Below are 13,026 nucleotides of genomic sequence, written 5' to 3' on the forward strand. Positions count from 1 at the left end.
GACGCCTGCGGTCCCATGGGCAGCCAGACAACATGACATAGGCAATGCAATGAGCGGAGATGCGCACGACGTGGTATTGATCGTTGAGGATGAACCGGTGATACGGAACAACCTCACGGAGTACTTGAAGTTAATGGGCTACCACGTGATGGTCGCCGAAAACGGCCTTGAGGCCTTCAACATCCTCGCGACCAAACCACACTTGGACCTGATGATCACTGATTTCAAATTGCCAGGGGGTATTTCCGGGGTAGACATCGCTGAGCCTGCTTTAAAGGTGCGGCCGGATTTGAAGGTTATTTTCATGAGTGGCTATCCTCAAGAGGTGCGAGAAAGCAAGCAACCCATTGCCCAAAGCGCACCCCTGTTATCCAAACCGTTCCAGTTCGAAGACCTGCAGCGTGCCATCGAGAACGAGCTCAAGTAGGAGGCGGCCCTGACTTAAGCTCTTGCTGAAGCGCAGGATCGTCTGGGTTCTGTTGCTCCAGCTCTGCCAGCAGTATCTGCACATTCTGCAGTTGCCCGGCGGCCTGCCAGTAATGGATCAATAGCAGCCTGGCTTCGCGATTGGCCGGCTGCCGCCTTACGAGCTGGTCTAGCTGCGCCTGCGCTGCCTCCGGCTGATCCAGCCGGTACAAGCTGATGGCAAGGTCTTGGCGATAATCAGCCTGCCCAGGTGCCAGCTCCACGGCTCGGGTCATTGCCAACAACGCATACTCAGGCTGCCCATGGTTGAGCAACCACAGCCCCAACTCGTGCTGTAGGAACGCATCGTCCGGGTGTGCTCGCAGGGGCTCGGCCAGGGTTTCACGCGCCGCATCGGGCTGGCCTAAGCCATCGAGGGCCTTGGCCAGCACCACGCGCGCCGGCAGGCTCTGAGGCTGTAAGGCCAGCACTCTGCGGGCGGCCTTACTGGCTTGAGCGAATTCGCTCCGGGCGAGCCGTAGCTGGGCAAGCTCCAACTGGGCCGTAGGGTCGTCGCCAGCCCCTTCCAGCGTGTTGATGCCAGCGCTGATAGCGGCTTGGACGACGGCGTAATAGGCGCCTAGCTCAGTAGGGCGCAGGCCTACCAAGGCGCGTGCCACCTTGAACCTCAGCGTAGCGTCGGCGTCGTCTAGCAAGGGCCCAAGTGCGCGTGCAAGGGGCTCGCCCTTGATTAGGTGAGTCACGGCCTCCAGTGCGGCCAGCCTGACAGCCTGATCGTCACCGTGCAGGCCCTGCTCGGCGAATGTCAGTGCGCGCATACTTGGGTAGTTGGGTAGCCGTTTATAGAGCTTGATCCTGTCTGCGGGCGGAAGGTCCACCCGGCCCAGTTGCTCGTACAGCAGCCGAGCTGCGCCTGGCAGGCCGTCGCGGGCCGCGTGCAGCGCAACCTCGTAACTGGCCTGCGGCGCAGCAGGCGGGGAAAGGGGTATGGGTGCTGGCGAAAAAAGGCCGGCGTGCCAAGCGCCCAGGCCCAGGATAAAAGCAACGCCAATGAACACACTGGAGCGTAAGGCAGGGGGCATGCGTTGATCCGCTGTCGCAGGGCTTACAGCTTCCGTTAAGTGCGGGGGGCGAGTCAAACCGGGTAGAGGCGCGCCTACTGCATTCAATGCCGCGCGGCCAGTACTTGGCCTAAAGCCGCACGCTGCTGGCCCCGCGCCTGGATCACGGCGATGCCTATCACCAGCACGCAAGCGGCCGCCCCTAGCCCGAAGGCCAGCCCGCCCTGGCCTTGTGTGACCAGATAGAGCCCTACACCCGTGGCCAGTGCTTCTGCCAGGGCCCAGGTCAGGGTAAGAAGCGCCATGGCGAACGCCGGCCGGCCGGGGAAAATACTCAGCGCCATGACTTGGTAGAGGGGGCCGAAGACCATTTCACCCAACGTAAGCAGTAGCACAGCTGTCAGGGCTGCGCCGGGGGCGGTGCCTGCGTAGAAAAGAGCCAGCACACCGGCGGCCATTACGGCATTGGCGGCGATCACCAGCCAGCTCCGAGGCTTGCCTGCCAACAGCCTGGTCAAGGGCAGTTGCAGTAACACGATCAGTGCGCTGCTCAGCGCGAACCATAGGCCGATGGTCTCTGGAGCCAGTACTTCCTGGGCATGCAGTGGGAACACATTGTAGAACTGGCTGAACGCGAAAAAAGACAGCGCGTTGATAGAGAGGAACAGCACGATGGCGGTAGGCCGCGCCTCGGCCCGCGCTTGCGCTCGTGAGGCGGGTGCAGGCTTGCTGACGGTGCTGCCCAGGCTCAGGCACAGGGCTGCGGTGACCATGCAATACACCAAAGGGCAGAGCAGGTAGTACTCGGGGGCGTGCTTCAACGCCATGGCCGAGGCATAAGGCGTAATGCCGGCACTGAGGTTCAGGGCTACGTTTTCGAGGGAAAATGCCTTTACCTCATCGACCCCCGTATGGCCGGAGGCGATATAGGTCAGTTGCGCCAACGAGGCCAGGGAGTGCCCGAGGCCGAACAGGCAGACCAGGGGGAGCCAGGCCATGACGGTGTAATGGCCTTGCTGGTGCAGCAGGTACAAGCCGATCACTGCGGTGGTGATCAGTAATTGCGTCAGGCCCAGGAGCAGTCGAAAGTCAGTACGCCCTACCCAGCGCACGAATAAAAGCGAACCCGCACGATTGGCCAGCGCGATGGCGGCCCCCAGCAGGCTGATTGCGCCTGCGGAGAAGGGCGCCTGATCGGTAAGCCAGACGGCAAAGAACGAGAACAGCAGGCTCCAGCTACCCCAGGTGGTAAAGCGGATCAGATAGATGGCCATCAGGCGTTAGTCCAGGCGGTAGGCAGGCGCAACGGGCCCGCGGTCGGTGATCAGGCGAAGGGCGCGCAGCGCATCCAGTACCGCAGGCTCGGGCCCGCTGAACATGCCTACCCAGGCGTAATCGGACGTGCCGATTGCGGGCACGCTCGCCCCGTCCGGAGCAAATCGGGTATGCCGCGCGTGATGAACGGCCACGTCAACGCCAACCAGCACAGCGGCCTGAGCCAGCCCATACCAGACGCCTAAGGTGGGGGCTGGCGGGCGGTGATCCTGGAGCAACTGCGGCTGATAGCCCGGCAGCGGCAACAACAGCACATGCGCAAGCAGGTGAGCGGGGCACACGCCATAGGCAAGGGCCACTTGCTCAAGGAGGGTAGCGCCACCGATCCTTCCTACGTTGGCATCGATCAGGTGCAGCCCTGCAGGCCCGACGATGCATTCGCAGTGGAACCAGCCATCGCGGTACCCTGCCCGCGCGAACAGGGCGTCCAGGCCTGCCCACCCGGCCGTGTACTGTTCGGGCGAGACGCTCTCGTCGGCCGGAAAACGATTCGCTACTTCGGTCAGGCCTATCCGCGTGCGCCGAGAAATGCCCATAGGGTGAAGCTCGCCGGCGTCCATGTAGCCTTCGAAACTGATCAATGTGCCATCCAGGCGCGGTTGCAACAGCCATCGCTCTGCCTGCAGCTCGGCATGCAGCGCGAGGTGGTGACGTAGGGCGTCTAACGCCCCAGGCCCTCCCTGCAGAGTGCCCACCGCCTGACCACCCGAGCAGCACGCGGGCTTGATGATCCAGTCGCCTGCCGGGGCGTGGAGCAGGGGGGCGAGTATGTCCGGCTCGGCTGCCTTGAAAGGATGGCTAGGGGGTGAGAGGGCGTGGGCGTATGTGGCTACGGTGGCCTTGTCGCTCAGCCAGACCACGGCCGCACCAGGGTAGGCCCAGCCGCGCTCGAAGGCGATGACCTCCACCAGCGGAAGTAGCTCGTCGAACAGCGTAGTCACCGCATACACGCGCCGGCACAGGCCAGGGTTCGCGGCAAGGTAGCGCCGGAGTGCGCGCGCCTCCAGCTCGACGGCATGGAAACGGCCTTTGGAAAAGTGGCCCCAGGCCTCATCGGGCAGGGTATGTGGGTTCCCCAGTACGATGGGCTCCAGGCCGTAGGGCAATATGGCCTGCTCTACATATTTGAGCGCAACCGTACCAATGCCCAGGATCAATAGCGCGCTAGCGGTCATAAAACGCCCTCCACAGCACGAAACAGCACATCACGTACGGGCGGCGTGAACAGCTCAGGCTGTAATGACACGCGGACGATAGGCACCTGATCGTTCACGCACCCCAGGTAAATACTGGCACCGTTGGCCAGCAGGCGATCGCGCAAGGCGTGTGCCCACGTGACGTCAGCGGTGGGGAAGGTCACGAAGTTGGCCGCCGACGGGTAAGTGGCCAGGCCTGCACTCAGGGCAAGCTCCACGAACCGGGCTTTCAAGGCCTGCGTGGCGGTAATGACAAGGCCGTGATGAGCCTCATCTTCCAAGGCCTGCAGCGCAAGTTGTTGCGAGAGCGTGCTGACGCTGTAATGAACCCGCGCCCGGTTCGCCAAGGCTAGAAGCGGGGCGGGCGCCATGGCGTAGCCTACGCGCGCGCCTGCCAGGCCGTAGGCCTTGGAAAAGCTACGTAGCCGTACCGTGTTGGGCAGCAGTCGAGCGCTGCTGGCGCTACCGAAGGCTTCATACGCTTCGTCGAGCATTAACAAGGTGCCCTTAGGCAGGGCGTGAGCCAGTGCTTCGATCGCTTGGGCAGAGTGTTCGCTGCCGGTGGGGTTGTCCGGGTTGGCGAGGTAGACGACCCGAGCCTGTTGCCGCCTGGCTTCACGGGCGAGGGCGGCGAGATCTGCCAGCGGCGCTCCGGCGTGCAGGCGGTAAGGCACTGGCTGTGGTATCAGGCCCAGGGCATGGGCGAAATACTCCACCGTCGGGTAGGTGCCGGATGAGTGCAGCACGACGCTGCCCGGGTCGGCAAACACACGTAGAAACAGGCAGATAAGTGCATCGGCGCCAGCATCTACCAGCAATTCGTCTAGGCCTACACTTAGGCGGCTGGCTAACACCTCTCGCAGTGCATAAGCACTAGGGTCAGGGTAGCGGCGGGCAGCCTCCAGTAGCGCGTGGCCGTAACGCGCTGTCATTGCTTCGCTGTACAGGGGCAGTGCTTCGTTGGCGCTCAATCGCGCTGTGATGCTGATGCCTTCACGCCGTTCCAGGGCCGTGATGCCAGGGAACGGGTTGCCGGGCCCAGGCTGGCGAAAGGGGCGGGCAGGGGTTGGCGTAGGGCAGGTTGCCTTGGACACAGAGGGCGCGCTGTTCATAGCGTGTTCCGTTGCGGCTGGCCCATTAGCAGGGCCTTGAGGCACACCGCTGCCTTGTAGCGCAATTCAAGCAGCGCTTGGTCCGAGTAAAAGGCGGCGTGGGGGGACCACAGCACTTCGGGTGCCAGTAGCACGCCTGGCGGTGGATTCGCCTCGTCCGCATACACATCGAGTGCCAGCCCTGCCAGTTGATGCCGCTCTACTGCCCGACCCAACGCTTGAGCGTCGATCAGCCCGCCTCGTGCGGTGTTGATCAGGTATTTACCGGTCAGGCGTGCGAGTTGCTCGTCGCCGATGAGCCCAGTGGTCTCGTCTGTCAGGGGCGTGTGAAGGCTGATCACCGTGGCGCGGTCCAGAAGCGCCTCAAGGGTTTCACAGCGTTCCAGACCAAGGCTTTTTTCCCATCCGCTGTCTCGATAGGGGTCATAGAAGGTGACGGTACACCCCAGTGCCTGGAAGCGTCTTGCGACAGCAGTGCCGATTCGACCAAGGCCGACCAGCCCGATGGTCAGGCGACTGATGCGGGGTAGCCTGCCCAATGCTCGCCAGTCCCAGCTACCCGCCCTGACCGTGGCATCGCCCAGCGCGAGCTTGCGTAGCAGCGAAAGGGCCATGGCCAAGGTGTGGTCGGCCACTTCATCAACCCCATAGTCAGGCACGTTGGCAACCTGAATGCCTTGCGCGTGGGCCGCCGCCAGGTCGATATTGTCTACCCCTACCGCTGCACGCACTAACGCTCGGCAGTGGGTCAAGTGTGCGAGCGCCGCTGCGGGCAACGCAACCAAGTGCCAGCTAATCACCCCCGCGCAGCTCAGGACGGCTTCAGGTAATTGATCGACCGTTTCTACCTGCGCCAGTGTGAGCTGCACCTCGGGGCCGAACACTTGTGACTCCACTGTCAGATCACTTACGTAACGATGCCGTGCCGAATCCAATACCAGCACGCGTGCGCCTTCCAGGCCGGTTGTCATTGGGGGAATACGCATGGCTCACCTTTCCAGTTGGTGAAGTGAATGGTCTCCGCCCCGTGGGGCGAGACCTCGATGCGGGTCGGCGTACCGCCCAGTTCCAGCGGCAGGGTGTGTTTGCCGGTGACGTGGGGGATGACAAACTCAGGCACCGCCAGGTTGGAAATGTGGCGTTTGAGCTGCCTCAGTAGCGAAATAGCCTCTGAAGCCGGCGCGGCATACTGCCCATGCCCTGGGGAGAACGGCATGAACTGGTAGAGGTAGTGCGGGGTGATGCCTGCACGATATAGCCCCATGCAGAGGGATCTGAGGGTAACCAGGCCGTTGTTCACGCCACCTAAAAAAGGAATGTTGGCAAACAGTAACGGGACGGCTCTTTGCAGGGCGCAGGTAGCGTTGAGAAAGGCTGGGGTCATCTCACAGGGGTGGGCGACATGCAGGCCGACGGCAGTCACGCGGTAGCGGGCCAGGATGTGCACCAGCGCCTCGGTGACCCTGAACGGGTTGAAGCTCAAGGAACGGGTGTGTACGCGAATGATGATCTCGGGGCGTATGACCCGGATGTCCTGGAGCAATGCTTCCAGCCGGGTATCAGACAACATCAACGGCTCGCCGCCGCTCAGGATGACCTCGTCAACCTCCGGGTGGGTGGCGAGGTAGTCCAACGTCGCTTGCCACTGTTCGGCTTTCAGGGTGGGCTTGGAGGATTTTCGCTCAAGGGTGCGCAGGGCCTCGTAGCAGAACTGGCAGTATCCGTGGCACACATTGGATACCCGCACGATAACCCTGTTGTCGTACTTATGCTGGCAGATGCCAGTCACCATTTCATCCGCCAGCTCCCAGTTCTCGGTGGCACCGTCGTATTCGAACGGCCCGGACGCCTCGAATTCGGGAATGGTCTGCAGCCACATGGGGTCGTTCTCAAGGGGCCGTTGGTGGGCATCGGTTTCAATGAGCTGCAGGGTATAGGGGGTAAGCGACACGCGCCGTTTATCGAACATGGCGCGCAGCCCCTCCAGACGAGGGCTGTCTGCGAGGCCTGGAAAGGCTTTGAGTAATTCTTCGAGGGTGGTCACGCTGTTGCGCTGTTGCCACTTCCAGTCTGTCCAGCAGGGCAAACCTGTTACTGGGCTCATGTTGCCTCCTTGTGCCAACCGCCATCGAACGAGCTGCGGCGATCATAGGGCGGCGCAGCGGCTCAGGGCCTCACAGCGGCAGTGGCGAAATCGCTAACTGTTAGCGCGAAGCGAACTAACACTGAGCCATGGCCATTTTTCCCCGGCACAAGGGTTATGGTGGTTGGCGCCGAGGGGTACAGTCTGGCCTGGCTTTTAAGCGAAACGGTAGCGGAATGGACCCTACAAGCAGTCGCCCAGGCCCCGCGCAGCGGGCTTTTGAAATCATCAGCACCAGCCTCTCCAGCGGCGCTGTACGCCCTGGGGAACAAATGCCGTCAATACGTCAGTGGGCCGCGCGGCCAGGGCTGAGCTTCCATGGGGTGGTGCGCGCCTATGAGCGCCTAGAAGCGCTGGGCCTGGTGGTGGCGAGCCCCGGCAGGGGTTACTTTGCCGCGTGCCCAGTGTCGGCCGCGCAGGCGTCACTTGCCGCAGCGCCCCGCGCCGACGCCCGGCCTACCACCGAGCTTGAGCCGTTCTGGGCGCTGTTCAACGCCCCGGGCGACGCCATGAAGTTAGGGTGTGGCTGGCTGCCTGCAGCCTGGACCGACACCCGTTCGCTGGCCCGCGTGATTCGGCGCACGGCCAATTTTGCCCGCAGTTCGCTGGTGGAATACGGCGACCCCGCAGGGTATTTCCCCTTGCGCCAGGCACTGGCGAGGCACTTGAGCACACGCTTGGGCCTGCCCGTAGCGCCGGCCAATATCGTCACCACCCTGGGCGCTACCCAGGCCTTGGATTTACTCATCCGCCTGTTGATAGCGCCCGGTGACCGGGTGTTAGTGGACGACCCCTGTAACAGCACCCTGGTACGCCTGTTGCGCTTGAGCGGGGCGCAGGTGCTGGGCGTTCCGCGTCTGAACAACGGCCCCGACATCAATGTGGTGACCACCCACCTGCAAGCCGGCCCGGTGCGCGCCTTTTTCATCAATGCGCGGTTGCACAACCCTACCGGCACCTCGCTCGGCCCGGCCCAGGCGTGTGCCTTGCTTAAGTTAAGCGCCCGGTACCGTATGTTGATCGTGGAAGACGACGTGTACGGTGACTTTTCATCAGACGGCGGGCATCGCCTGGCCACCCTCGAGGGTCTGGCCAATGTGATCTATGTAGGGAGCTTCTCCAAGACGTTGTCGGCCAACCTGCGAATCGGGTACGTGGTTGCCCGGCCGGAATGGGTGGCGCAGATTGCGGACCTCAAGTTGTTGACGAGCGTTGCACTGCCCAGCTTCTGCGAGCGATTTCTCGGCGCCATCCTGGCCGATGGCAGCTATGAGCGGCACCTGAGGCAGGCCCGACGTCGTCTGCAAACCGCTCAGTCGCAGGCACAGCGCGCGTTGCTGGCGTGGGGATGGGAGGTGTTTCATTGCCCAGCGGAGGGCATGTTCGTCTGGGTGCGGCACGCAGGTATCACGGATATCCAAAGGTTCGTGGACGCAGCAGCGCGCCAGCGCATTCTGCTGGCGCCTGGCCGGCTCTTCAGTGCCAACGGCGAGCCGACCCCGTGGCTGCGTATCAACGTAGCGCACTTCGAGCCTGACAAGGCGCGCCCGCTGTTTAGTGCGCTAGGCAGGTATTCGTCGTAAATATCCGCAATGCAGCCATGGCTGGTTTACCCTTCGCAGCAGGCTGCTCATCACAGCGGCGTGCACGCTTGAAGGGGGGTACCGATGCAGCAGGCGCACTCAGACCACTGGCTGTCAGCACTGTGCCTACAGCTCACCAATGAACCCGTACTGGCCCTGACAGGTGCGGGCATTAGCACGGCGTCTGGCATCCCGGACTACCGCGACAGCGAAGGCGTGCGGCGTGGGAACGCGCCGATGATGCATCAAGAGTTCGTCACGTCGCTGGCAGCGCGCAAGCGGTATTGGGCCAGGGCCATGGTGGGTTGGCGTAGCGTAGCGGCCGCGCGGCCTAACCCGGCGCACCAAGTGCTGGCGAAGTTGCAGGGTTCGGGTCATGTGGGGTTTTTGGTAACCCAGAACGTAGACGGCCTGCACGAGCAAGCCGGCAGTCGGGAGGTGATCGAGCTGCATGGTAACCTCCACCGCGTGGCGTGCCTCGACTGCGGCCTCAAGCTGTCGCGCGCGGTGATGCAAGACGCGCTCGAAGCCGATAACCCCGCCCTGCAGGACGTGCGCGCAGTGCTGGCACCCGATGGGGATGCACACCTGGCGGCAGCGTTTCTCGACAGTTTCCACTTGCCTGGTTGCCCGCAGTGTGGAGGCGACCGGCTCAAGCCCGATGTGGTCTTTTTCGGTGACAGCGTGGCGGTAGCAACGGCTCAGGCGGCCTGGGAGGCCACCCAGCGCGCCAGCGCCATGCTGGTGATTGGCTCGTCGTTGATGGCCTACTCCAGCTACCGCTTATGTCTGGAAATGTCCCGGCAGGGCAAGCCCCTGATGGCTATCAACGTAGGTCGGACCCGCGCAGACCCATTGCTGGCTCTCAAGGTGCCGATGCCCTGCGAGCAGGCCCTGCCAGTACTGGCCGATGCGCTGGGCGTTACCTAAGGTCGCGCCAGCGCAGGTCGACCTCGCCCGGAATGATTCCATCCTTCATCCCCAGCAACACCGCTACCTTGTGGGCTTCGCCGCGCCTGCCTTTTTTGCGCCCCGACAGCACTTGGTACGTCGTGGCAGCATCTACCCCATGCTCCCGCGCAAACTGTTGTACTGATTTCCCCTGACGATCCAGCCAAGCTCTTGCTTGTGCGGCAGTCCGTATACCGTGCATAGTTCAAGTCCGTTTCGTTTGATTTAGAAGTGTTGGATTCCACACCTATTTGGGTGTTTCGAAAAGGATTATACATTCAAATGACTGCAATTGGTGTCCGTATACGTGAAGAGCGTGAGCGTTTGAAGCTCACCCAGCGCGCCTTTGGGGAAGTTGGCGGCGTTGAGCCCAATGCTCAGGGTAAGTATGAAAGTGGAGAGCGCTGGCCCAAGGCGGATTACCTGGCAGCCGTGGCGAACGCGGGGGCCGACGTGCTGTATATCCTCACTGGCAACCGCGCGGTCTCCAGCGATCACTCGTGCCCTGACGAAGCAGCGCTACTGAATTGTTACCGTGGGCTCCCCGGCCCTGCCAAGGCAGCCTTGGCGTCCATGGCAGACACCCTGTCGGCGGTGGTTCCTCGTAAGCCTGACAGTAAGCGGGGCCGCTGAAAGTCAAGCCTGGGCCTCGACCTTTAGCCCTAGGTACCTGGCATGGACTTTGTTACTGTACTGTTATGAATGTAAAGCGTAACGAGAGGTGTCTGCTTGATTAGAGTGCTAGTGGTCGACGATCACGATCTGGTACGCACAGGCATTACTCGAATGCTGTCTGATATTGACGGGCTTCAAGTGGTTGGCCAGGCGGAATCTGGGGAAGAAGCGCTGAAAGCAGCGCGGGACCTGAAGCCAGACGTGGTATTGATGGATGTGAAAATGCCCGGCATCGGTGGTCTTGAGGCCACCCGTAAAATGCTGCGTAGCCATCCAGACGTCAAAGTGGTCGTAGTCACCGTCTGCGAGGAAGATCCATTCCCCACACGCCTGCTTCAGGCAGGGGCAGCAGGGTATCTCACCAAAGGCGCCGGCCTGACAGAAATGGTCCAGGCGATCCGCCTGGTCTTTGCAGGCCAGCGTTACATCAGCCCGCAGATCGCTCAGCAGTTGGCGCTTAAATCGTTCCAGCCACAGACCACCTCTTCACCGTTCGATTTACTCTCGGAACGGGAGATCCAGATCGCGTTGATGATCGTGAGTTGTCAAAAAGTGCAGAACATTTCCGATCGTTTGTGTCTATCTCCCAAGACGGTGAACACTTACCGCTACCGTATCTTCGAGAAGCTCTCTATCACCAGCGATGTTGAATTGACGTTGCTGGCCGTTCGCCACGGCATGGTGGATGCTAACGCGTAAAACATGACTCAAATTTTTGATCCGGCCGCCTTTCTTTCCACGTGCAGTGGCCGCCCTGGTGTGTATCGGATGTTCGATGAGGGTGGGCGCCTGCTGTATGTAGGGAAGGCACGCAACCTTAAGAAACGCCTGGCCAGTTATTTCCGCAAAACGGGCCTGGCGCCCAAGACTGCCGCTCTCGTGGGTCATATTACCCAGGTCGAAACCACCATCACTGCCAACGAAACGGAAGCGTTGCTGCTGGAGCAGACGCTGATCAAGGAGTGGCGGCCCCCTTACAACATCTTGCTGCGCGATGATAAGTCATACCCGTATGTATACCTGTCGGACGCTGAGTTCCCACGGCTGAGCATTCACCGGGGCGCCAAGAAAGGTAAGGGGCGGTATTTCGGCCCCTATCCCAGCGCAGGCGCTATTCGCGAAAGCCTTAGCTTGTTGCAGAAGACCTTCCAGGTGCGCCAGTGCGAGGACAGTTTTTTCAAGAACCGCAACCGCCCGTGCCTGCAACATCAGATCAAGCGCTGCAAGGCGCCCTGCGTTCGCGCAGTGGACGCCGCCGAGTATGCCGAGGATGTACGGCACTCCATCATGTTCCTGGAAGGGCGCAGTCATCAGTTGACCAATGAGCTGTCCCAGAACATGGAACGGGTAGCCATGGAACTTGATTTCGAGAAAGCCGCAGAGCTGCGTGATCAGATTGCCGTGTTACGCCGTGTGCAGGATCAGCAAAGCATGGAAGGCGGCACCGGGGACGTGGACGTGATCGCTGCGTTCGTGAACCCAGGTGGTGCCTGCGTGCACCTGATCAGCGTGCGTGGTGGGCGCGTGTTAGGTAGCAAGAATTTCTTCCCTCAGGTAGGCATTGAGGAGCCGCTGGAAGACGTGATGTCGGCGTTTCTGTCTCAGTACTACCTCGGCAGCTCGGAGCGCGAACTGCCGGCGGAAATAATCCTTAACATTGTGCCTGAAGACATCGACGCGCTGGTTGAGGCAGTGGACACCCTGCGTAGCTGTGAATTGACAGTCAGCCATCGGGTGCGTGGTACCCGGGCACGCTGGCAGCAACTGGCGGTGACCAATGCCGAACAGGCATTGGCTGCGCGCTTGGCGAATCGCCAACACATGGCCGCTCGCTTTGACGCCTTGGCGCAGGTGCTGGGCTTGGATGAACCGCCGCAGCGGCTGGAGTGTTATGACATCAGCCACTCTAGCGGTGAAGCCACCGTGGCCAGTTGTGTGGTATTTGGCCCTGAGGGCCCGATCAAGGCAGACTACCGGCGTTACAACATCGAGGGCGTAACCGGCGGCGATGACTACGCAGCCATGCACCAGGCCCTGACGCGTCGGTTTGGCAAGATCAAGAACGGCGAGGGCAAGCTGCCGGACGTTCTGCTGGTTGACGGGGGTAAAGGCCAGTTGAATATGGCGCGCGAGGTGCTTGAGACCTTGGCGGTGCCTGAGTTGATCCTGATTGGCGTGGCCAAGGGGGTCACTCGTAAAGCGGGTTTTGAGACCCTGTACCTGAACGACATCACCAACGAATTTACCCTCAAGGCAGACTCGCCAGCCTTGCACCTGATTCAGCAAATTCGCGACGAGGCACACCGCTTTGCTATCACCGGGCACCGGGCTCGGCGGGGGAAAGCACGCAAGACATCCACTCTTGAAGGCATCGATGGGGTAGGCCCCAAGCGTCGTCGTGACCTGCTCAAGCATTTTGGGGGGTTACAGGAATTGACCCGAGCCAGTACCGATGAGATCGCGAAGGCGCCTGGGATCAGTAAAAAGCTGGCTGAGTTGATTTATGCGAACCTGCACAGCGAGTAGAATGCAGGTTCAACCCGT

At 61.6% G+C, this 13,026-nt stretch carries 13 protein-coding genes; 6 read left to right on the plus strand and 7 right to left on the minus strand.

The annotated features are described in order from the left end of the window. Window positions 1-49 precede the first annotated feature (49 nt). A complete protein-coding gene (locus AC4LE2_RS09095; protein WP_491825440.1) occupies window positions 50-427 on the plus strand; it encodes a response regulator in 378 nt (125 codons plus the stop codon). Here the strand turns inward: AC4LE2_RS09095 and AC4LE2_RS09100 are convergent. The 6 genes from AC4LE2_RS09100 to AC4LE2_RS09125 all read right to left on the minus strand — a co-directional run bounded on the left by AC4LE2_RS09100 (window position 420) and on the right by AC4LE2_RS09125 (window position 7,234). Further along, window positions 420-1,508: a tetratricopeptide repeat protein gene (locus tag AC4LE2_RS09100; protein WP_491825441.1), complete on the minus strand. Its 1,089-nt coding sequence runs from the start codon at window positions 1,506-1,508 to the stop codon at window positions 420-422. The two genes, AC4LE2_RS09095 and AC4LE2_RS09100, sit on opposite strands and share 8 nt — an antisense overlap. An 83-nt stretch (window positions 1,509-1,591) precedes the next feature. Further along, on the minus strand, window positions 1,592-2,761 hold the full coding sequence (locus AC4LE2_RS09105; protein ID WP_491825442.1) for an MFS transporter: 1,170 nt from the start codon (window positions 2,759-2,761) through the stop codon (window positions 1,592-1,594). A gap of 6 nt (window positions 2,762-2,767) precedes the next feature. Continuing rightward, window positions 2,768-3,997, minus strand: a complete 1,230-nt coding sequence (locus tag AC4LE2_RS09110) for an ATP-grasp domain-containing protein (protein WP_491825443.1) — start codon at window positions 3,995-3,997, stop codon at window positions 2,768-2,770. Further along, complete coding sequence (locus tag AC4LE2_RS09115) at window positions 3,994-5,130, minus strand: aminotransferase class I/II-fold pyridoxal phosphate-dependent enzyme (protein ID WP_491825444.1); 1,137 nt, start codon at window positions 5,128-5,130, stop codon at window positions 3,994-3,996. The genes AC4LE2_RS09110 and AC4LE2_RS09115 overlap by 4 nt, the downstream gene beginning before the upstream one ends. After that, window positions 5,127-6,116 carry a C-terminal binding protein gene (locus AC4LE2_RS09120; RefSeq protein WP_491825445.1) on the minus strand — a complete coding sequence of 330 codons (990 nt, stop codon included), beginning with the start codon at window positions 6,114-6,116 and terminating at the stop codon, window positions 5,127-5,129. Before AC4LE2_RS09120 ends, AC4LE2_RS09115 begins: the two co-directional genes overlap by 4 nt. Beyond that, on the minus strand, window positions 6,098-7,234 hold the full coding sequence (locus AC4LE2_RS09125; RefSeq protein WP_491825446.1) for a KamA family radical SAM protein: 1,137 nt from the start codon (window positions 7,232-7,234) through the stop codon (window positions 6,098-6,100). The genes AC4LE2_RS09120 and AC4LE2_RS09125 overlap by 19 nt, the downstream gene beginning before the upstream one ends. A gap of 215 nt (window positions 7,235-7,449) precedes the next feature. Here AC4LE2_RS09125 and AC4LE2_RS09130 point away from each other — a divergent pair, with 215 nt between their 5' ends. Both AC4LE2_RS09130 and AC4LE2_RS09135 read left to right on the plus strand, forming a co-directional pair. After that, entirely contained in the window at window positions 7,450-8,856 is a 1,407-nt protein-coding gene (locus tag AC4LE2_RS09130; RefSeq protein ID WP_491825447.1) for an aminotransferase-like domain-containing protein, read from the plus strand. 84 nt (window positions 8,857-8,940) lie between these two features. Continuing rightward, window positions 8,941-9,786, plus strand: coding sequence for an NAD-dependent protein deacetylase (locus AC4LE2_RS09135; protein WP_491825448.1), 846 nt, complete (start codon window positions 8,941-8,943; stop codon window positions 9,784-9,786). Here AC4LE2_RS09135 and AC4LE2_RS09140 read toward each other — a convergent pair. After that, entirely contained in the window at window positions 9,779-10,009 is a 231-nt protein-coding gene (locus tag AC4LE2_RS09140; RefSeq protein ID WP_491825449.1) for a DNA-binding protein, read from the minus strand. The two genes, AC4LE2_RS09135 and AC4LE2_RS09140, sit on opposite strands and share 8 nt — an antisense overlap. A gap of 80 nt (window positions 10,010-10,089) precedes the next feature. On the opposite strand from AC4LE2_RS09140, the gene AC4LE2_RS09145 reads away from it, so the two are divergent. From AC4LE2_RS09145 to uvrC, 3 genes are all read left to right on the plus strand, one after another. Further along, a complete protein-coding gene (locus AC4LE2_RS09145) occupies window positions 10,090-10,440 on the plus strand; it encodes a helix-turn-helix domain-containing protein (protein WP_491825450.1) in 351 nt (116 codons plus the stop codon). 96 nt (window positions 10,441-10,536) lie between these two features. Beyond that, window positions 10,537-11,181: a response regulator transcription factor GacA gene (gene gacA / locus AC4LE2_RS09150; RefSeq protein ID WP_491825451.1), complete on the plus strand. Its 645-nt coding sequence runs from the start codon at window positions 10,537-10,539 to the stop codon at window positions 11,179-11,181. Window positions 11,182-11,184: 3 nt separating this feature from the next. Further along, window positions 11,185-13,008, plus strand: a complete 1,824-nt coding sequence (uvrC, locus tag AC4LE2_RS09155; protein ID WP_491825452.1) for an excinuclease ABC subunit UvrC — start codon at window positions 11,185-11,187, stop codon at window positions 13,006-13,008. The last annotated feature ends 18 nt before the right edge of the window (window positions 13,009-13,026 follow it).

This window comes from Pseudomonas sp. 9.3L, from assembly GCF_058536285.1.